The sequence below is a fragment of the Xanthomonas hortorum pv. pelargonii genome (assembly GCF_024499015.1).
GTDB classification, from domain to species: Bacteria; Pseudomonadota; Gammaproteobacteria; order Xanthomonadales; family Xanthomonadaceae; genus Xanthomonas; species Xanthomonas hortorum_B.
On the sequence record NZ_CP098604.1, the window covers coordinates 1,862,931 to 1,881,516 of the forward strand.

The 18,586-nt window shown below is 63.8% G+C and carries 15 protein-coding genes and 1 pseudogene; 6 read left to right on the forward strand and 10 right to left on the reverse strand.

Annotation, left to right across the window (positions count from 1 at the left end; genetic code table 11):
- Positions 1–147: 147 nt before the first annotated feature.
- The 4 genes and pseudogenes from NDY25_RS08295 to NDY25_RS08310 all read left to right on the forward strand — a co-directional run bounded on the left by NDY25_RS08295 (position 148) and on the right by NDY25_RS08310 (position 5,938).
- Positions 148–1,095 carry a YihY/virulence factor BrkB family protein gene (locus NDY25_RS08295; RefSeq protein WP_074056523.1) on the forward strand — a complete coding sequence of 316 codons (948 nt, stop codon included), beginning with the start codon at positions 148–150 and terminating at the stop codon, positions 1,093–1,095.
- A 128-nt stretch (positions 1,096–1,223) separates the two neighbouring features.
- Positions 1,224–2,976 (forward strand): annotated as a pseudogene (dnaG, locus tag NDY25_RS08300) (DNA primase).
- A 111-nt stretch (positions 2,977–3,087) separates the two neighbouring features.
- Positions 3,088–4,089: a bile acid:sodium symporter family protein gene (locus tag NDY25_RS08305; RefSeq protein WP_168960028.1), complete on the forward strand. Its 1,002-nt coding sequence runs from the start codon at positions 3,088–3,090 to the stop codon at positions 4,087–4,089.
- Between the two features lie 268 nt (positions 4,090–4,357).
- Complete coding sequence (locus tag NDY25_RS08310; RefSeq protein WP_168960027.1) at positions 4,358–5,938, forward strand: thioredoxin family protein; 1,581 nt, start codon at positions 4,358–4,360, stop codon at positions 5,936–5,938.
- A 203-nt stretch (positions 5,939–6,141) separates the two neighbouring features.
- Here NDY25_RS08310 and cyoE read toward each other — a convergent pair whose 3' ends face one another.
- The 4 genes from cyoE to NDY25_RS08330 are packed head-to-tail and all read right to left on the reverse strand — an operon-like array spanning position 6,142 to position 9,543.
- On the reverse strand, positions 6,142–7,038 hold the full coding sequence (cyoE, locus tag NDY25_RS08315; protein WP_168960026.1) for a heme o synthase: 897 nt from the start codon (positions 7,036–7,038) through the stop codon (positions 6,142–6,144).
- 2 nt (positions 7,039–7,040) lie between these two features.
- The gene (locus NDY25_RS08320) at positions 7,041–8,204 is read right to left on the reverse strand and encodes a COX15/CtaA family protein (RefSeq protein ID WP_023905443.1); all 1,164 of its coding nucleotides are present in this window, start codon (positions 8,202–8,204) and stop codon (positions 7,041–7,043) included.
- 10 nt (positions 8,205–8,214) lie between these two features.
- Positions 8,215–8,790 carry a hypothetical protein gene (locus NDY25_RS08325; protein ID WP_168960025.1) on the reverse strand — a complete coding sequence of 192 codons (576 nt, stop codon included), beginning with the start codon at positions 8,788–8,790 and terminating at the stop codon, positions 8,215–8,217.
- A gap of 27 nt (positions 8,791–8,817) precedes the next feature.
- Positions 8,818–9,543: an SURF1 family protein gene (locus NDY25_RS08330; RefSeq protein ID WP_168960024.1), complete on the reverse strand. Its 726-nt coding sequence runs from the start codon at positions 9,541–9,543 to the stop codon at positions 8,818–8,820.
- A 60-nt stretch (positions 9,544–9,603) separates the two neighbouring features.
- On the opposite strand from NDY25_RS08330, the gene NDY25_RS08335 reads away from it, so the two are divergent.
- Complete coding sequence (locus NDY25_RS08335; RefSeq protein WP_006449736.1) at positions 9,604–9,822, forward strand: twin transmembrane helix small protein; 219 nt, start codon at positions 9,604–9,606, stop codon at positions 9,820–9,822.
- Positions 9,823–9,898: 76 nt separating this feature from the next.
- On the opposite strand, the gene NDY25_RS08340 is transcribed toward NDY25_RS08335, so the two are convergent.
- From NDY25_RS08340 to NDY25_RS08365, 6 genes are read right to left on the reverse strand one after another with little or no spacing between them, the layout of a single operon-like run.
- The gene (locus NDY25_RS08340) at positions 9,899–10,774 is read right to left on the reverse strand and encodes a cytochrome c oxidase subunit 3 (protein ID WP_006449737.1); all 876 of its coding nucleotides are present in this window, start codon (positions 10,772–10,774) and stop codon (positions 9,899–9,901) included.
- A 39-nt stretch (positions 10,775–10,813) separates the two neighbouring features.
- Positions 10,814–11,410, reverse strand: a complete 597-nt coding sequence (locus tag NDY25_RS08345; RefSeq protein ID WP_168960023.1) for a cytochrome c oxidase assembly protein — start codon at positions 11,408–11,410, stop codon at positions 10,814–10,816.
- Positions 11,407–11,580, reverse strand: a complete 174-nt coding sequence (locus NDY25_RS08350; protein WP_168960022.1) for a hypothetical protein — start codon at positions 11,578–11,580, stop codon at positions 11,407–11,409. Before NDY25_RS08350 ends, NDY25_RS08345 begins: the two co-directional genes overlap by 4 nt.
- Positions 11,561–13,165, reverse strand: coding sequence for a cytochrome c oxidase subunit I (ctaD, locus tag NDY25_RS08355; protein WP_168960021.1), 1,605 nt, complete (start codon positions 13,163–13,165; stop codon positions 11,561–11,563). The genes NDY25_RS08350 and ctaD overlap by 20 nt, the downstream gene beginning before the upstream one ends.
- A gap of 39 nt (positions 13,166–13,204) precedes the next feature.
- On the reverse strand, positions 13,205–14,158 hold the full coding sequence (gene coxB, locus NDY25_RS08360) for a cytochrome c oxidase subunit II (RefSeq protein ID WP_168960020.1): 954 nt from the start codon (positions 14,156–14,158) through the stop codon (positions 13,205–13,207).
- A 16-nt stretch (positions 14,159–14,174) separates the two neighbouring features.
- Positions 14,175–14,651, reverse strand: coding sequence for a DUF2244 domain-containing protein (locus tag NDY25_RS08365; RefSeq protein WP_006449742.1), 477 nt, complete (start codon positions 14,649–14,651; stop codon positions 14,175–14,177).
- Between the two features lie 278 nt (positions 14,652–14,929).
- Between NDY25_RS08365 and putA the strand changes: the two genes are divergently transcribed.
- Positions 14,930–18,130 (forward strand): bifunctional proline dehydrogenase/L-glutamate gamma-semialdehyde dehydrogenase PutA, encoded by a 3,201-nt coding sequence (putA, locus tag NDY25_RS08370; RefSeq protein ID WP_168960019.1) that lies wholly within the window; start codon positions 14,930–14,932, stop codon positions 18,128–18,130.
- Positions 18,131–18,586: the final 456 nt, after the last annotated feature.

The following is an 18,586-nucleotide window of genomic DNA, read 5'->3' on the forward strand; positions in this document are numbered from 1 at the left end:
ACATCCAGCGCCCGCTTTCACCAGACCTTCGATTCGGCCCTGTTAGAACAGGTCCGCCAATGCAGGCGCGGGCGAAGCATTCCGCATACCGGTTTCGTCCTCTCACCCCTGCACGCATCACGGTATGCCCAAGGATTTCCCCCGCCGGTGACGAAGCTCTCAACCGAACACCTGCAGAAGCATCTGGGCCGCCTGCAACGCAGCCTGCCGATGGCACTGCTCAATCGCTTTCTCGAGATCGACGTGATGACGCAGGCCGCGTCGCTGTCGTTCTACGCCTTGCTGTCGCTGGCACCGCTGCTGGTGTTGCTGCTGTGGCTGACTGCATCGCTGTATCCGCCTGCACAGGAAGCCTTGGTGCAGCAGATTGCGCAACTGGCCGGCGGTAGCGCAGCGGAAGTCGCCGACACGGTGATCCGCAATGCCACCGATCAACCCGGCGTAGGCTCGCTGGCCGGGCTGTGGAGCACGCTGTTGCTGTTCATCGGTGCCACCGCGGTGTTTGCGCAGTTACAGAACGCGTTGAACCTGATCTTTCGCACCGACAAGGAGCGTCTGGAAGGCGTCGTGGCATGGCTGAAGAAGCGCGTGTTCTCGTTCGGCGTGATCCTGGCGCTGGGCTTCTTGTTGATCGTGTCGATGATCGCCACTACCGCGTTGCAAGTGGTGTTCGCACGCCTGCCGTCGGTGCTGCCGGCGATCGGGTATGTCACCACCCTGGCGCTGTATTCGCTCGCCTTCGCCTTCCTGTATCGCTATCTGCCCGACCGCACCGTCAACTGGCGGCAGGCCTTTGTCGGCGGCGTCATCACCGCGTTGTTGTTTGCATTGGGGCGCTACGGCATCGGCCTGTACATCGCCAAGGCGGCACCCGGCAGCGCGTATGGCTCGATGGGCACCCTGGTGATCCTGCTGGTGTGGATGTACTACGCCTCGGTGGTGTTCTTCGTCGGCGCCTTGCTGACCGCCGTGATCGACGAGCGCGTGCGCTCGCACCGCAAGCTGCGCGAGGCCGGGGTGGATACGGACAACCTGCCGCCGGCGGTCGACGAACCGAGCGTCACGCCGCAGCCGGAAACGCCGGCACGCAGTTGATTGCGCCCGGCGCGGCCTGTGCCATGTGTGGCAAGGCTGCACGTAGTGACGCACTGAGGGCCTTCGCTCTCTAAGGGCCTTCGTTCGCTGAAGCCGGCGAGCGCCAGCGGCTGGGATATCCTAGCGGGATGGCCCGCATCCCCGACGCATTCATCGACGAACTGCTTGCACGCACCGACATCGTCGAGGTGGTGGGCGGTCGCGTGCCGCTCAAGCGTCAGGGCAAGGAATACTCGGCGCGCTGCCCGTTCCATGACGAGCGCTCGGCCTCGTTTACGGTCTCGCCGACCAAGCAGTTCTATCACTGCTTCGGCTGCGGCGCGCACGGCACCGCAATTAGTTTTCTGATGAATTACGACCGCCTCGAATTTCTCGATGCGGTCGACGAGCTGGCCAAGCGCGCCGGCATGGAGATCCCGCGCGAGACCCAGCAGCGCACCCCGCAGCAGCAGGACGACAGCCGCGAACTTTATTCGGCACTGGAAGCGGCCACCCAGTTCTTCCAGCGCCAGCTCGAGGGCAGCGAGCGCGCCCGCGATTACCTGGACGGCCGTGGCGTGGATGCCGACAACCGCGCGCGCTTCCAGATCGGCTACGCGCCCGATGGCTACAGCGCATTGAAGGACACCCTGGGCACCGATGCGCGCCGCATGAGCGTGCTCGAACGCGCCGGCCTGTTTTCCAAGAACGATCGCGGCCACGTCTACGACAAGTTCCGCGACCGGGTGATGTTCCCGATCTTCGACCGCCGCGGCCGCGTGATCGCCTTCGGCGGACGCATCATGGGCGCGCCGGCCGATGGCCGCGACCCCGGCCCGAAGTACCTCAATTCGCCGGAAACCGCGCTGTTCCATAAGGGCCGCGAATTGTATGGCCTGTGGCAGGTGCGTCAGGCCAATCAGAAGATCGAGCGGCTGATCGTGGTGGAGGGCTACATGGACGTGGTCTCGCTGTTCCAGTTCGGCGTCACCCAGGCGGTGGCCACGCTGGGCACGGCAACCACACCCGAACATGCCGAACTGCTGTTTCGCAACGCACCGGATGTGTATTTCTGTTTCGACGGCGACAACGCCGGCCGTAAAGCCGGTTGGCGCGCGCTCGAATCGGTGCTGCCGCGCATGAAGGACGGCCGCCAGGCGTTTTTTCTGTTTCTGCCCGATGGCGAAGACCCGGACACCATCGTGCGCAAGGAAGGCGCGCAGGCCTTCGATCAACGGCTGAAACAGGCCACGCCGCTGTCGCAGTTCTTCTTCGACGAGATGTCGCGCGAGATCAACCTGCACACGCTCGATGGCAAGGCCCGGCTGGCCGAACGCGCCAAGCCGATGCTGGCGCAGATTCCCGAAGGCGCGTTCGGCGATCTGATGAGGCAGGAACTGTCGCGCCTGACCGGTGTGGGCGCCAGCACCTCCACGCAAACGTCCATGCCACAAGGGCGGCCGGCCGCCCGCACGCATGGGCGCGCCCACGCAAAAACGCAGCCTGGTGCGCGCGTCGATCGCCATCCTGCTGCAGCAACCGTCACTGGCAATGAGCCTGGAAGGCGACCACGATTTTTCCGGCCTGCGCCTGCCTGGCATCGACCTGTTGATGGAGCTGCTGGCGCTGGTGCGGCAACGCCCGGAAATCAGCACCGGTGCCCTGCTGGAGCATTTCGCCGAACGCGAAGAACAGGCCGCGCTGCAGAAACTGGCCGCACAGGTCTTGCCCGGCGACGAACACAGTTGGGCGATGGAGTTGCACGACGTGGTGGCGCAACTGGACAAGCAATTGCTGCGTCAGCGCCTGGACGAACTGCAGGACAAGCAGCGCGCGCAAGGACTGGACGACACCGACAAATACGAGCTGCGCGAGCTGTTCAAGGCGCTCGCCGCGTTGTAGCGCGGGTTGCCGCGATAGGATTAGGTCATGCTGTCGTGTGCGGTGCCAAGCGAGCACGCATCGTAGAATGACGCGCACCACGCGCCTGATCGCGCACTCTCCGGGACCCCGATGAAGAAGCTGCTGGCGCGGTTGCGCATTGATCCATTCACCCTCGCGCTGCTGTGCACGGTCACGCTCGCCTCGTTTCTGCCGGTCTACGGCACCGCTGCCGCGATCATGGACAATGTCACCGATGTGGCGATCGCCGCGTTGTTCTTCCTGCACGGCGCGCGGTTGTCGCGTGAGGCAGTCAAGGCCGGCGCGCTGCATTGGCGCCTGCATCTGGTGATTCTGACCTGCACATTCGTGCTGTTTCCGCTGCTCGGGGTGTTGTCCAAACCGCTCGCGCATCTGGCGCTGACACCGGAGCTGTATGTCGGCCTGTTGTTTTTGTGCGCGCTGCCATCCACGGTGCAATCGTCGATCGCCTTCACCTCGATGGCGCGCGGCAACGTGCCGGCCGCCGTCTGTGCAGCCTCGCTTTCCAGCCTGTTGGGCGTGTTTCTGACGCCATTGTTGATGGGTCTGTTGGTCGGCAGCCAAGGCGCGATGGCGCACCCGGCCGAGGCGATCGGCAAGATCATGCTGCAGCTGCTGGTGCCGTTCCTGGCCGGGCATTTCCTGCGTCCGTGGATCGGCGGCTGGGTCGAACGGCATCGCGCCGTGCTGCGTTACACCGACCAGGGCACCATCCTGCTGGTGGTCTACACCGCCTTCAGCGCGTCGGTGAACGAAGGGCTGTGGCAGAAGACGCCGTTGCCGGCCCTGCTCGCCGTACTCGGCGCGGCCGCGCTGTTGCTGGCCGTTGCGATGCTCTCGATCACCTTCATCGCGCGCCGCCTGCGCTTCAACCGCACCGACGAGATCGCAATTGTCTTCTGCGGCTCGAAGAAGAGTCTGGCGACCGGCGTGCCGATGGCCAAGGTGATGTTCGCCGGCGGCGGCCTCGGTGCGATCGTGTTGCCGATCATGCTGTACCACCAGCTGCAGCTGATCGTCTGCGCGTTCGTTGCCGCACGTTATGCACGTACCGCACCGAGCGAGCCGCAAACCGGTGCCGGTGGTCACTGAGCGCGACGGTCACTGCACCGCGGTGGTCTGATCGCTTACACGCAGGCGCGACCCGCGTATGCGTGGCCTACAGGTGCCTGCTTGCTGTCGGCGGGTTGCATCTGCCGCAAACGCCAAGCCACGACGCTCCACGTGATGGCACTTCACATTGCAGCTCGGAGCGGGTTCTAAGCAGATGGACAAGCGTCATGAGCTGTCGCATGGTTGGTAAGGCACAGCTCGCTAGAGTGCTTGATCGTCCCCCTGCCGCCCCCAATCGGTGATTGCCATGACGCTGTCGTTCCGACGCCCTTCTCCGTCCTTGATCGTGCTGCTGGCGCTACTCGCCACCCTGAGTGCCTGCGACAAGCCCGCGACGCCATCGGCACCCGCGCAGACCAAGACAACGGCCACGCCCGCCCCAGCGTCCAGCATCGCCTGGCGCGAGGGCGATGTGGAAGACGCGTTTGTCGAGGCCAAGGAAAGCGGCAAGCCGATCCTGCTGTACTGGGGCGCGGCCTGGTGCCCGCCGTGCAATCGTCTGAAGGCCACCTTGTTCAAGGACCCGGCCTTCATTGCCCGCACCCAGCAATTCGTGGCGGTGCACCTGGATGGCGATTCCGAAGGCGCGCAGGCCTGGGGCGAGCGCTTCGGCATCAAGGGCTACCCGACCATCATCGTGCTGCGCCCGGATCGCAGCGAGATCACCCGCCTGGCCGGCGACGCCGACAACGCACGTCTGGCCGATGTGCTGCGCGTGGCGGCCAAGAGCACCAGCACCGCCAAGCAACTGCTCGACACCGCATTGCAGACCCCGCAGCAACTCAGCGCGGACGACTGGGCCGTGCTCGGCAATTACGCCTGGGGCACCGACGATCGGCTTGTCAAACCCGATGAGGCCGTCGATGTGCTCACGCGCCTGTCCAAATCTGCCCCGCAGCCGGCCCTGCAACGCAGCTTCGCGCTGGCAGCGATTGCGGCGGCCAAGGAGCCTCCCGCCCCGACTCCGGCTGCTCGCACCCTGCTGGAATCGGTGCTGGCCGATCCGGCAGAAGTACGCGCCAATCTCGGCACGCTGACCTACGTCCCCGCGCGTCTGGTCGCCGCTGCCAGCAGCGATGCCGGCGAGCGCGCCACCTTGTCCAACGCACTGAATCTGGCATTGGACAAGGTCTACGCCGACACCGCGCTGCCGATCGCCGACCGGCTGGGCACTGCCTACGCACAGATCCAGCTGGCACGCCTGGCGCAGGGCCAGCCCACCGAAACCGAAGCGAAAGGCCCGCAACCACCACTCCCCAAAACCGTGGTCGATACCGTGCAGCAACGCGTGCAATGGGCCACCGACACCGCCAAGACCGACGAAGAGCGCCAATCCACCATCAGCACCGCTGCGGCGCTACTGAGCGAAGTAGGCGATGGCAGCGGGGCCGAGCAGCTGCTGCTGGCCGAGTTGGCACGCAGCAAGACGCCGTACTACTACATGCCCGAACTGGCCGATTTGGCCGAACAACGCGGCGATAAAAAGACCGCGCTGTCCTGGCTCAAGAAGGCCTACGAGGGTGCACAAGGACCCGCCACCCGCGTGCAGTGGGGCGTGATGTATGTGGATGGCCTGATCCGGCTCAGCCCCGACGACACCGCAGGCATCGAAGCAGCTGCAACGCAGGTGATCGGCGAGCTGGCCGGGCAACCCGACGGTTACCGTCAACGTACCCGGCAGCGCTTCGCCACGCTGGGCGCTGCACTCAAGACCTGGGGCAAGCAGCATCACCAGCAAGGCAATGCGGTGCTGACACGACTTCAGCAAAAGATGCAGACCAGCTGCGGCAGCAAGAACACCAGCGAGTGCGCCAACTGGCTGAGCTGAGCCTGCGCAACCGTGCAGGCAGTTGCGCGGCGACTTGGCGCGGCCGACAGAGCGCGGTGGGCGGTTGGCCAATCAATGTTGAACGTGCCCGGGACCGGCGTGTACGACTGGTACATGCCGCGTCCGAGCCCTGGCCGGCATCCATCAGCGGCCGCACAGCAGCTTTGTCAGCCGCTCCTGGCGTCAGCTGCCTGTCGCTGCCGCTAGCGGACCCACGGCAACACCAAGTGATCCACCATCAGGAACGCGAACAGCGCCATCAGATACACGATGGAGTAACCGAACATCTTCATCGAGAACAGTTCGTCCGGCGGGTCGAGCATGCGCCACGCGTACCAGAGAAACACCACGTTGAGCACCAGCGCGCCGCCCAGATAGAACACCCCGCTCATGCCCACCGCCACCGGCAGCAGGGTCACGATCGCCAGCAGCACCGTGTAGACCAGGATCTGCCTGCGCGTATGCGGCACGCCGTGGGTCACCGGCAACATCGGGATCGCCGCCTTGGCGTAATCGGCGCGACGGAAGATCGCCAGCGCCCAGAAATGCGGCGGCGTCCAGATGAAGATGATCAGCACCAGCAGCGAGGCATTGATCCAGTCGGCGCTGGTCGGTAACCCTGTCACTGCAGCCCAGCCCAGCATCGGCGGCGTGGCGCCGGCCAGCCCACCGATCACGATGTTCTGCGAGGTCGCCCGCTTCAGGTACACGGTGTAGATCACCGCATAACCGATCAGCGAAGCAAACGTCAGCACTGCGGTGATGACATTCACCCAGACCACCAGAATGGTCATGGAAATCACGATCAGCACGCTGGCGAACAGCAGCACCTGCCACGGCCGCACCTTGCCCACCACCAGCGGGCGCCAAGAGGTGCGCGCCATCTGTGCATCGATCTTGGCATCGAGCAATTGATTGATCGCCGCCGCCGCCGACGCCGCCAGCCAGATGCCCAGAAAACCCAACGCACCGGTGCGCACCTGCAGCCACGTCGGCACATCGGGGATGGCCAGGAACATGCCCACCAACGCGGTGAACACGATCAGTGCCACCACCTTGGGTTTGGTCAGATCCCAGTAATCGCGTGCGCTGACAGCCATGTTCACTCCGGCGCGCGCAGCCGCGCCAGCAGCGAGACCAGCACGAACAACAATGCCACCGCCCCGCCGTTGTGCAGCACCGACACTTCCAGCGGCAACGCCAGCTTGACGTTAAGCATGCCCAGCGTCACCTGCACCGCCACCAGCACCGCCAGCGCACCGGCCCACACGCGCATGCCTGGCGAGCGCGACAGGCGCCACGCCAGCCACCACAGATACAGTGCCGTCGCAATTGCCCACAACCGGTGCGCCATCTGGATCGCGATACGCGCCGCGCCATCGAGCACACCGCCTTCGTAATCCACCCCGATCCCGCGCCACAGTGTGAAGCCTTCGCGGAAGTCATGCGGCGGCCACCATTGGCTCACGCAACGCGGGAAATTGTCGGCCGACCAGCTACCGCCGCCACAGGCCAGTGCCGCGTAGTTGGCACTGACCCAACCGCCCAGCGCGATCTGCAGGCCCAGTACCGCCACGCCCAGGCGCAGCAGCCACTTCAGCCGCGAGGCGTCGGCCAGCGTGATCGGCAGATGCGTCGCGCGCCAGGCCATCCACACCAGCAGAGAGAACATCAGCATGCCGCCGAGCAGATGGCCCATCACCACAATCGGCTTGAGCAGCAGCGTCACTGTCCACATGCCCAGCAGCGCCTGGAAGATCACCACCGCCAACGTCAGCACCGCCGCGCGGGCCAGATCGATATTGCTCCAGCGCAGCGCGGCCAGCAGCAGGATGGCTTCGCCCGCGATCGCCACCCCGGACGCCAGCGTGTGCCAGCCGGACATGTACAGCGGGATCGACAACGCCACCAGCACCGCCGCAGTCACAACCTGGGCAATGCCCATGCGTCTGCGGCGCACCGCCAGCAACGACAGCACCAGCACTTCCACCCCGAGCGCGCCGGCCAGGAAGCGGTGCACCTGCTCACGCCAGGCCTTGTGCGACTCCAGCGGGCGGATCTTGCTGGCCACATGCGTGTTGGCTTCGTCGCTGGTCTGCGGCCAGGTGACGCGGCCATAGCAGGTCGGCCAGTCCGGGCAGCTCATGCCGGCATCGGACAGGCGCACGAACGACCCGAACAGGATCGTGCTCGCAGTGAACAACGCCGCCAGCCAGGCCATGCGATGGAAGTGGCGGAACAATGCCGGTGGCGCAAACAGATTCATCGAAACGGGCTCACATCAGTTTCAGCAGCTTGACCAGGTCGGCACGCAGGCCGGCCGGGTCGAACCCTGGGGCATATCGCAGGATCACGAAGCCGTTGGGGTCGATCACATACACCGGCACGCCGGCGGCATCGTTGGCACGCGGTAACGCCTGCCGCAGCCGCGCGTCGTCGCGCAGCACACGCAGGGCCGGCATCGGCGGCAGACCGGCTGGCGGGGCGCCGATCCACAACACCTCCACCTTGTCGGCGCGATGGCCGAGCAGCTGCCACACCTTGTCCAGTTCGGCCGACAAGGTCACGCACTGCTGCGTGCAACTGGCGGGCGGTGCGAGCGCGATGCGCCATACGCGTTCGGCAGGCGTCCATGCATACGGCTGCCCGTCCGCGCGCAGCGGCACCAACGCGCGCAGGTCAGCGGGCGGCTTCAGCAGTTCGCCGTGATTGCGCATCGATGCCGGCTGCCATCCGGAGAAGCGCAGCACGCCGGCCAGCAACATCGAGCCGAAGAACAGCACCGCCAGGGCAATCAGCATCCTGCGGCCGCGTTTGACCGAATGCGGCGTGGCCGATGTGGATGAGGTCATGCCGGCGATTTTCTCATGCCGCAGGCATCAGTGCCCGCGTCGACGGCGGCGACGCGCACGCCATGTCAGCAACGTCGCGGTGGCCAGCACCGCGGCGGCCAGACCGAACCATTGCACCGCATAACCCAAGTGCCGCGCGGGTGGCAGCGTGTTCGGCAGCATCTCCAGATCGCGTGCGTAACCAACCGGTAGGGCAGGATCCAGCCGCAACACCTGCGACGAAATGTCGCGCCTGCCAAAGGCACTGCGCAGGGCGGGCGCATCCAGGCGTGTGGCCAGCCAGGTCTGCGGCGTACCGGCGGGGGCCAATGCCGGCCCCAACGCAAGTCCGGCCGATGGCGGCGCGCTGAGCAACCCCCGCACTGCCTGGGTCCCGTGCAGTGGTGTAATCGTCGGTAACTGCCGATTGGCCGGCAACGGCAGCCAGCCCAGATCGATCAATAGTGTGCCTGGGCTGCTTTGTGGCGCGGCAAGTTGATAAACGCGCACACCGGCGCGCCCTGCATGCAGCTGGTTGTCCAGCAACACCTGCTGCGGCAGAAAACGCACGTCTCCGCTGATCCATGACAGCGCATGCGGCGTGGCTAACGCTTGCACCAAGGTCAACGGCATCTCGCGCACATGCGCAGCGCGTTCCAGCAACGCTTGCTTGCTATGCATGCGCTGCAGCTGCCAGTACCCAAGCGCCGTAAAACCCGCGCTGACCAGTAACGCCAGACACCAGCCCAACACCGCCGTGTGCTTGCGCATCATGACAAGCGACGCAAAAAGGCGTGCAATGCCGTTACCACGCCGACGACCACCGGGGCTGTTGTGAACGATTCGCTCAAGACGCTGCTGATTGTCGCCTTCCTGATCGTGATCCTATGGAACCTGGGCGCAGGTCTCTATTACCTGCTCACCGATCGCGGCGAGACCAAGCGCACCGTCAACGCACTCACCTGGCGCATCGGTCTGTCGGTCGCGCTGATCGCGGTGGTGATCCTCGGTATCTACACCGGCTGGATCAAGCCGCATGGGCTCGGCCGCTGACGCGGCCGATGGGATTGGTGATTGGGGATTCGCAAGAGCGACCCGCTTTGCTATCACGAATTCCCAATCCCCACCCTCAAAGCACATACACGAACAGGAATAGCGCCAGCCACACCACGTCGACAAAGTGCCAGTACCACGCGGCCGCTTCGAAGGCGAAGTGGTTGTCGCGGGTGAAGTGCCCGCGCGCCACGCGCAGCCACATCACCGCCAACATGATGGTGCCCAGCAACACATGCATGCCGTGGAAGCCGGTAAGCATGAAGAACGTGGAGCCGTAAATTCCAGAGCCCAGCGTCAGATTGAGTTCGGTGTAGGCGTGGATGTATTCCTCCGCCTGCAGGAACAAAAACACGCAACCCAGCAGCACGGTCAACCCGAGCCACAACAGCAGCGCACCGCGCCGGCCACCTTTCAGCGCGTGATGGGCAATGGTCAGCGTCACACCGGAGCTGAGCAGGATCAACGTATTGATCAGCGGCAGGCCCCACGCCGGGATGGTCTGGAACTGCCCACCGATCGTACCCGGGCCGTTGGTCGGCCACGCGGCGGAATACCCATTCCACAGCAGCTCGTTGGTCATCACACCATCGCCTTCGCCGCCCAGCCAGGGCAGCGTCAGCACACGCGTATAGAACAACGCACCGAAGAAGGCGCAGAAGAACATCACCTCGGAAAAAATGAACCACACCATCCCCATGCGGAAGGACCCATCCACCTGGCGGTTGTAGTGCCCGGCATTGGATTCGCGGATGACATCGCCAAACCACATGAACAAGGTCGCCAGCAACATCGCAACGCCAGCGAAGAACGTCCAACGTCCCCATGCCGCATCGTTGAGCCAGCTGGCAACGCCAATCATCATCACGAACATCGCAATCGACCCGACAAACGGCCACTTGCTGTGGCTCGGGACGAAATACGCATCGGCGTTGGGACTATGGTCGGCCATGGCGTTGCTTCCGTGTCGGTGCTGCGTGTGGAGGAAGGATTACGGCGCCGCACGCGGTGCGCTGGACGCGCCACCGCCTTGCAACTCAGAGGTCAGGGTGTCGTTGCGATAGAACGTGTAGGACAAGGTGATCGTGGTGACTTCCGGCGGCAACGCAGGGTCGACGATGAAACGCAGCGGCATATCGCGCGTTTCGCCGGCCTGCAAGGTCTGCGCGGTAAAACAGAAACATTCGGTCTTGTTGAAATATCCGGATGCACGCGCCGGTGCGACCGACGGCACCGCACTGCCGACCACCGCACGCACGCTGTCGTTGCGCGCGAAATACAAGGCTTCGTTGAGTTCGCCCGGCACCACATCCATCGTCATCTGCTCGGGATGGAAGGTCCAGGGCAGTTTGGAATTGACCCCGGCATCGAACTCCACCCGCACCGTGCGCTTGCCGCCTGCAGCGATCGCACCCGCACTCGCACGCGTGCTGCCAGGTGCGCGCTCCATGCGAATTCCGAAGACTTTTTCGCAGGCGATGCGGTACAGCGGCACCAGCGAAAACGTCAGCACGAACACGCCCAACACCACACCCAGCAGTTTGAACAGGCCGGCAGTCGGTGCAGGCGCGGGCGCGTGGGTACTCACCGCCCGATGACTCCCGAGGCGATGAAACCCGCGTAGATCAGCAACGCGATGATGCCGACCGTGATCGCGGTGCGGCGCACGGCGCGGCGCTGTTGCGCCTGCCGTTCGGCAGCGGAGAGCAAACGTGCCACGGCCGGTACCGGCGCGGACTCAGTGACCGATGTCTTCATGCGCAAGATCTCCAGGCTTGATCACCGGCGGCACGGTGAAAGTATGCGCCGGTGCGGGCGATGGCACCGTCCACTCCAGTCCCTTTGCACCTTCCCAGGCGCGCGCCTCGGCCTTTGCGCCACTGCGCAGCGAGGCAAACAGGATGCCGGCCATCAGGAAGGGCGTGGCGAACATGCCGAACGCGCCGATCGAGCTGATCAGGTTCCAGTCGGCGAACACCACGTTGTAATCGGGAATCCGCCGCGGCATGCCGGCCAGGCCGAGAAAGTGCTGCGGAAAGAACAGCAGATTGACGAAGATCATCGTCCACCAGAAGTGGAACTTGGCCCAGGCCTCGTTGTACATGCGCCCGGTCCACTTCGGCCACCAGTAATACACCGCCGCAATCAACGCGAATACCGCGCCGGTGACCAACACATAATGGAAATGCGCGACCACAAAATAGGTGTCGTGATACTGGAAATCCGCCGGCACGATCGCCAGCATCAGGCCCGAGAACCCACCGATGCTGAAGAGAATCACGAACGCCACCGCCCACAGCATCGGCGATTCGAAGGTCAGCGAACCCTTCCACATCGTGCTGACCCAGTTGAACACCTTCACCCCGGTCGGGATGGAGATCAGCATCGTGGCGAACATGAAGTAGATTTCGCCACCGAGCGGCATGCCCACGGTAAACATGTGGTGCGCCCACACGATGAAACTCAAAAACGCGATCGCCGCGATCGCATAGACCATCGCCTGATAGCCGAACAGCGGCTTGCGGCTGAAGGTGGGGATGATCTCGCTGACCACGCCGAACGCCGGCAGGATCATGATGTAGACCTCCGGGTGCCCGAAGAACCAGAAGATGTGCTGGTACATCACCGGGTCGCCGCCGCCGGCTGCGTTGAAGAAGCTGGTGCCGAAGAACTTGTCGGTCAGCAGCATGGTCACCGCACCGGCCAGCACAGGCATCACTGCGATCAGCAGGAACGCGGTGATCAGCCAGGCCCAGCAGAAGATCGGCATCTTCAACAGATCGATACCGGGTGCACGCATGTTGAGCACGGTGGCAATGATGTTGATCGCGCCCATGATCGAACTGACGCCGGCGACATGGATCGCAAATACGCTGAAGGCCACGTTGTAGCCGCCCTGCAGCGACAGCGGCGGGTACAGTGTCCAGCCACCGGCCGGCGCACCGCCAGGCAGAAACAACGTCAGCAACAGCAAGGTGAACGCGACCGGCAGCAGCCAGAACGACCAGTTGTTCATGCGCGGCAGCGCCATGTCCGGCGCGCCGATCTGCAGCGGAATCATCCAGTTGGCCAGACCAACGAACGCCGGCATCACCCCACCGAAGATCATCACCAGTGCGTGCACGGTGGTCATCTGGTTAAAGAATTCGGGTTTGACGAACTGCAACCCGGGCTGCATCAATTCGGCGCGAATCACCACGCTCATCGCTGCGCCGATGATGAACATCACGAAGGAAAACAGCAGATACAGCGTGCCGATATCCTTGTGATTGGTCGAGAAAAACCAGCGCTCGACGAAACCGGGCTGGTGGTGTCCGTGGTGATCGACTGCGGTATGCGCCATGACGGAACGACCTCTATCAAGCGGTGCGGTTGCGAGCGATTAAAGAGCGGCGGTCGGTGCGGCGGCTGGAACAGGCGCGGCGGCGGGAGCGGCCTCACCGGCAGGGACCGCTGCAGGTGCGGAGACCGGTGCAGGTGCGCCTGCCGGTGCAGCAGCAGGTGTTGCGCTTGCACTGCGACGCGCCGCCAGCCAGCGCTGGAATTCAGCCTTGGGCAACGCCTCCACCACAATCGGCATAAACCCATGATCCTTGCCGCACAACTCGGCGCACTGCCCGCGATACACGCCCGGCTGCTCGATGTTGGTCCATGCCTCGTTGACGATGCCGGGGATCGCGTCCTGCTTCCAGCCCAATGCTGGCACCCACCATGCATGAATCACGTCATCGGCGGTGATCACGAAACGGATCTTGGTGCCGACCGGCAGTACCAGGCGGTTGTCCACGTCCAACAGATAATGCGGTTGCGATGCAGCGGTCGGACGCTCGCCACTCTGGCGGATGCGATCGGATTCGCGCGCCAGCCGGCTGGTGAACTCCACGCCCTGGCCCAGGTACTCGTATTTCCACATCCACTGGTAGCCGGTGACCTTGACGGTCATTTCCGACTCGCGGGTGTCGTACATCGCGATCAGCTTGGCCGTCGCCGGCCAGGCCATCGCAATAAGCACCAGCACCGGAATCACCGTCCACAGCACTTCTGCCGTGGTGTTATGGCTGAATTGCGCAGCCACCGCGCCCTTGGACTTGCGGAACTTGAAGATCGCATAGCCCATCGCACCGAACACCAACGCGCCGATCACCACGCAGACCCACAGCGCCACCATGTGCGCCTCATAGGCCATGCGCGCGGTCTGCGTGACCCCGCGGCCCATGTTGAGCTGCCATTCCTTCGGGTCGGCCGATTGCGCCCAGGCACCTTGTGCGCTCAGCAGCGCCGTCATTGCCAGGCTCACTTTCGTATATATCGACTTCCAGCTGCTGCGTTGCGTCATTGCCTAGACCCTCACGTCATCGGTGACGGCCATTGGCGGCCGCGAGCAAGCGTTTCAGCGTAGTTGCCAGTTCCACACGTTCGGCTGGCCCGAGAAAACTTCCGATCTCGATCTGCCTGCCGCTGCTTATCAGCAACACCCTGTCGTCGCGTTCCATGGATAACCGCACCCAGTGCGGATGAGCCTGAAACGCTGGTGGCGCATGCCCGGACGGAAACACCTCGACAACGGCTTCCCCCACCCGGATCGCTTCTTCGCGCTCGCCACTTCGCCACAACTGCCGTAGCGCCAGCGCCACCACACCACTGTGCAACAGGGCGAACACCGGCGCGAACGCATTGCCGGTCCACCACCCCAGGCCTGCAAACAACCACATCGTTCCCGCCAACACTGCGAACAATTGTACGAATTGCCTGGCAGACAGTGCCCGCGGAGGCCGCAAGCGCACCTGCGTCCCAACCCCTTCGGACATCAACGGCAGCACTTCGATCATTGGCAACACGCAGCGCACTGCGGGAATAGCCCGATGGTAGACCCGCGCGAACGCATGCGGCAAGCGTTTCCGGCAATCATTCAATTGCTGCAGTGCAGCTAAAAACGCGCGTAAATCAAACACTTCCCCGATGCATGCGGTTGCAGCCAGCAACGATCGAGTCCGCTTGCACGTGCGATGGCGACATGCACAAAACGGCGGAAAAGTTGCCGCTTCCACACAAGTGCGCAGGTACTTCCGCTCTCTAGAATGAGCGCGGATCCCTAGGCATCTTTCGCATGAACGCTCAGCTCGACCCGCTTGCCTCCAACCCAGTTGCGCGCCCGCTGTTGGCGCCCGAGCTGCCTGCCGCACCCGGTGCATTGCGCGCCGCCATCACCGCCGCCTGGCTCAAGGACGAAGCCGAGCACGTGCGCGAACTGCTCGACCAGGCCCGCCTGCCCGCCGCCGAACAGGCCAAGGTGCAGGCGGTCGCCGCCGACCTGGTCACCCGCGTTCGCGCACGTGCGCAGGACCAGGGCGCGATCGAGGCCTTCATGCGCCAATACGACCTGGGCAGCGAGGAAGGTGTGCTGCTGATGTGCGTGGCCGAAGCGCTGTTGCGCATTCCCGACCAGGACACCGCAGACAAGCTGATCCGCGACAAGCTCGGCGATGCGGACTGGAAAAAGCACGTCGGCGGCAGCGACTCGGTACTGGTCAATGCATCGACCTGGGGCCTGATGCTCACCGGCAAGCTGGTGCAACTCAACGACCTCACCCGCGCCGACGTACCGGGCGCGTTCAAGCGGCTGATCGGCCGCGTTGGCGAACCGATGATCCGTCTGGCCGTGCGCCAGGCGATGAAGATCATGGGCCACCAGTTCGTCATGGGACGCACCATTGGTGAAGCACTTGCGCGCTCACGCAAGGGCGACAACGCCAACTACCGCTATTCGTTCGACATGCTCGGCGAAGGCGCATTGACCATGAAAGATGCGCAGCGCTATCTGCAGGCGTATCGCGATGCCATCCATGCGATCGGCCGCAGCGGCAAGTTTGTCGGCACCGATGTCTTCGCAGCACCCAGTATCTCGATCAAATTGTCTGCGCTGTATCCGCGCTACGAGCACGCCAAACGCGCACGCGTCATGGCCGAGCTCGTACCGGGCGTGCTGGAGCTGGCGCAGCTGGCCAAGTCCTACGGTATCGGCTACACCGTCGATGCCGAAGAAGCCGATCGTCTGGAACTGTCGCTGGACATCATCGAGGCCACGTTCTCCGACCCATCGCTGGATGGCTGGGAAGGCTATGGTTTGGCGGTGCAGGCGTATCAAAAGCGCACGCCGTACACGATCGATTTTCTGGCCGATCTTGCGCGTCGTGTCGGTCGCCGGATTCCCGTGCGTCTGGTCAAGGGCGCGTACTGGGATGCGGAGATCAAGCGCGCACAGATCGAAGGCCACCCTGGCTATCCGGTCTTTACGCGCAAGCAGAACACCGACGTGTCGTATCTGGCCTGCGCACGCCGCATGTTCGCGCACAGCGATGCGCTGTATCCAATGTTTGCCACGCACAACGCGCAGACCATCGCCGCCGTGCGCGCGATCGCCACGAGCAAGCACTACGAACACCAGAAGCTGCACGGCATGGGCGATGACCTGTATGCCGAGGTGATTCCAGCCGATCGCTTGGGCTTGCCGTGTCGCGTGTATGCGCCGGTCGGCTCGCACGAGGATCTGCTGCCGTACCTGGTGCGTCGCTTGCTCGAAAACGGCGCCAATTCCAGCTTCGTCAATCGCATCACCGACGAGGATGTCGCCATCGAAGACCTGATCCGCGATCCGGTCGAAGCGGTGTCGTCGTTTAGCTCCATTCCGCATCCCAAGATTCCGTTGCCGACCGATCTGTTGCGCAGCCAGAACCAACACAGGAAAAACTCCATGGGCGCCAATCTCGCCAACGACAACGATCTGCGGCAGCTGGCCGAACAACTCAATACCGCAATCAAACCGTGGAAGGCCACCCCACTGGTGCCCGGCGCAGTGCTCAGCACGCCCAGCGAAGCGGTACTCAACCCGGCAGACCGACGCAAAACCGTCGGCCATTGGCAGCCGGCCGATCCGGCAACTGTGCAGAAGGCGCTGGCGTCCGCTGCCGCCGCGCAGCCCGCCTGGAACCGCACGCCCGCCGCCAGCCGCGCCACCATCCTGGAACACGCAGCCGACCTGCTCGAGGCGCGCATGCCAGAGTTCATGGCGATCTGCGTCAAGGAAGCCGGCAAGACTCTGCCCGACGCAGTGGCCGAGGTCCGCGAAGCAGTAGATTTCCTGCGCTACTACGCCGGCCAGGCACGCGCTCAGTTCGGCGCCCCCGAGCGTCTGCCCGGGCCGACTGGCGAATCCAACGAGCTGCAGTTGCATGGGCGCGGCGTGTTCGTCTGCATCAGCCCCTGGAACTTCCCGCTCGCCATCTTCCTGGGTCAGGTCGCCGCCGCCCTGGCCGCTGGCAACAGCGTCATCGCCAAGCCGGCAGAGCAAACCAACCTGATCGGCTACGCGGCAGTGAAGCTGCTGCAAGAAGCGGGCATCCCCGAGGCTGTCGTGCAGTTCCTGCCAGGCGATGGCGCGACCGTTGGCGCCGCGCTGACGAACGACCCGCGCGTGGCCGGCGTCGCTTTCACCGGCTCTACGGAGACCGCACGGGTCATCAACCGCACCCTGGCCGCACGCGACGCCGCGATCGGTGTGCTGATTGCCGAAACCGGCGGCCAGAACGCCTTCATCGCCGACTCTTCCTCACTGCCCGAAGCCGTCGTCAAGGATGCGATCTCCAGCGCCTTCATGTCCGCCGGCCAACGCTGCTCGGCCGCCCGCGTCTTGTTCGTGCAGGACGACATCGCCGACAAGGTCATGACCATGCTCGCCGGTGCCATGGGCGAGCTGAAGATCGGCGACCCTGCGCTACTGTCCGCCGACGTTGGCCCGGTAATCGATGCAGATGCGCTCAAGATCCTCGACGATCATGCAGCACGTATGGATCGCGAAGCGCGCCTGATCGGCAGCACGGCACTGGATCCAACAACCGCGCATGGCAGCTTCTTCGCCCCGCGTGCCTATGAGCTGACCTCGCTGACGCAGCTGCAACGTGAGATCTTCGGACCAGTGCTGCATGTAATCCGCTGGAAAGCGGACCAGCTCGATGCCGTTATCGACCAGATCAACGCCACAGGTTATGGACTGACGCTAGGTGTGCACTCGCGTATCGACGAGACCATCGACCGCATCACCACACGCGTTGCGGTCGGCAATGTCTACGTCAACCGCAATCAAATCGGCGCCGTCGTCGGCGTACAACCCTTCGGCGGCCAAGGCCTCTCCGGTACCGGTCCCAAGGCCGGCGGGCCGCATTACCTGCTGCGCTTCGCGACCGAGAAGGTCGTCACCGTCAACACCACCGCTGCAGGCGGTAACGCCTCGCTGCTGACATTGGGCGACTGAGAGCTCGCTCAGCACGCGTAGTTCTTTCATTCAGAAAACAAACACCCCGCGGTAGCGGGGTTTTTGTTGCATCCAGATTTGCCAATGAGTCGCCACAGCTATATCAGCTCAGCATTCAAGCGGAGCACGACAGTAATCCCATGCCGGATCGATATTCCTATCAGCACCTTGAGCGCGTTGCGTCATCTCATTTTCAAGCCATGCCTTGCCAGAAACGGCAAAACGTAACTCGACACTTTGATTAGCGATACTGGATTAGGTCAGCGATGGATTCGCCGTGATCTAACGCATCAAAGCAGCAGATGGATCGCAAGAAGCCGATCAGTGCAATGAAACAGTATCGCAGGCACTGAGGTTTCCAAGCCTACCGGCATCTCTCTAACTCGCCAATCCGGCGGTGCAGCGGAATTGATCAATATGGTGGGCGAACAGCGATGACTCCACCTTGGCGCAGAC

Excerpts from the sequence above, each read along its gene's own strand:
- NDY25_RS08305 (WP_168960028.1), top strand. The coding sequence starts at position 3,088 with ATGAAGAAGCTGCTGGCGCGGTTGCGCATTGATCCATTCACCCTCGCG.
- NDY25_RS08310 (WP_168960027.1), top strand. The coding sequence starts at position 4,358 with ATGACGCTGTCGTTCCGACGCCCTTCTCCGTCCTTGATCGTGCTGCTG.
- cyoE (WP_168960026.1), bottom strand. The coding sequence starts at position 7,038 with ATGGCTGTCAGCGCACGCGATTACTGGGATCTGACCAAACCCAAGGTG.
- NDY25_RS08320 (WP_023905443.1), bottom strand. The coding sequence starts at position 8,204 with ATGAATCTGTTTGCGCCACCGGCATTGTTCCGCCACTTCCATCGCATG.
- NDY25_RS08325 (WP_168960025.1), bottom strand. The coding sequence starts at position 8,790 with ATGACCTCATCCACATCGGCCACGCCGCATTCGGTCAAACGCGGCCGC.
- NDY25_RS08330 (WP_168960024.1), bottom strand. The coding sequence starts at position 9,543 with ATGATGCGCAAGCACACGGCGGTGTTGGGCTGGTGTCTGGCGTTACTG.
- NDY25_RS08340 (WP_006449737.1), bottom strand. The coding sequence starts at position 10,774 with ATGGCCGACCATAGTCCCAACGCCGATGCGTATTTCGTCCCGAGCCAC.
- NDY25_RS08350 (WP_168960022.1), bottom strand. The coding sequence starts at position 11,580 with ATGAAGACATCGGTCACTGAGTCCGCGCCGGTACCGGCCGTGGCACGT.
- ctaD (WP_168960021.1), bottom strand. The coding sequence starts at position 13,165 with ATGGCGCATACCGCAGTCGATCACCACGGACACCACCAGCCCGGTTTC.
- coxB (WP_168960020.1), bottom strand. The coding sequence starts at position 14,158 with ATGACGCAACGCAGCAGCTGGAAGTCGATATATACGAAAGTGAGCCTG.
- NDY25_RS08365 (WP_006449742.1), bottom strand. The coding sequence starts at position 14,651 with ATGATCGAAGTGCTGCCGTTGATGTCCGAAGGGGTTGGGACGCAGGTG.
- putA (WP_168960019.1), top strand. The coding sequence starts at position 14,930 with ATGAACGCTCAGCTCGACCCGCTTGCCTCCAACCCAGTTGCGCGCCCG.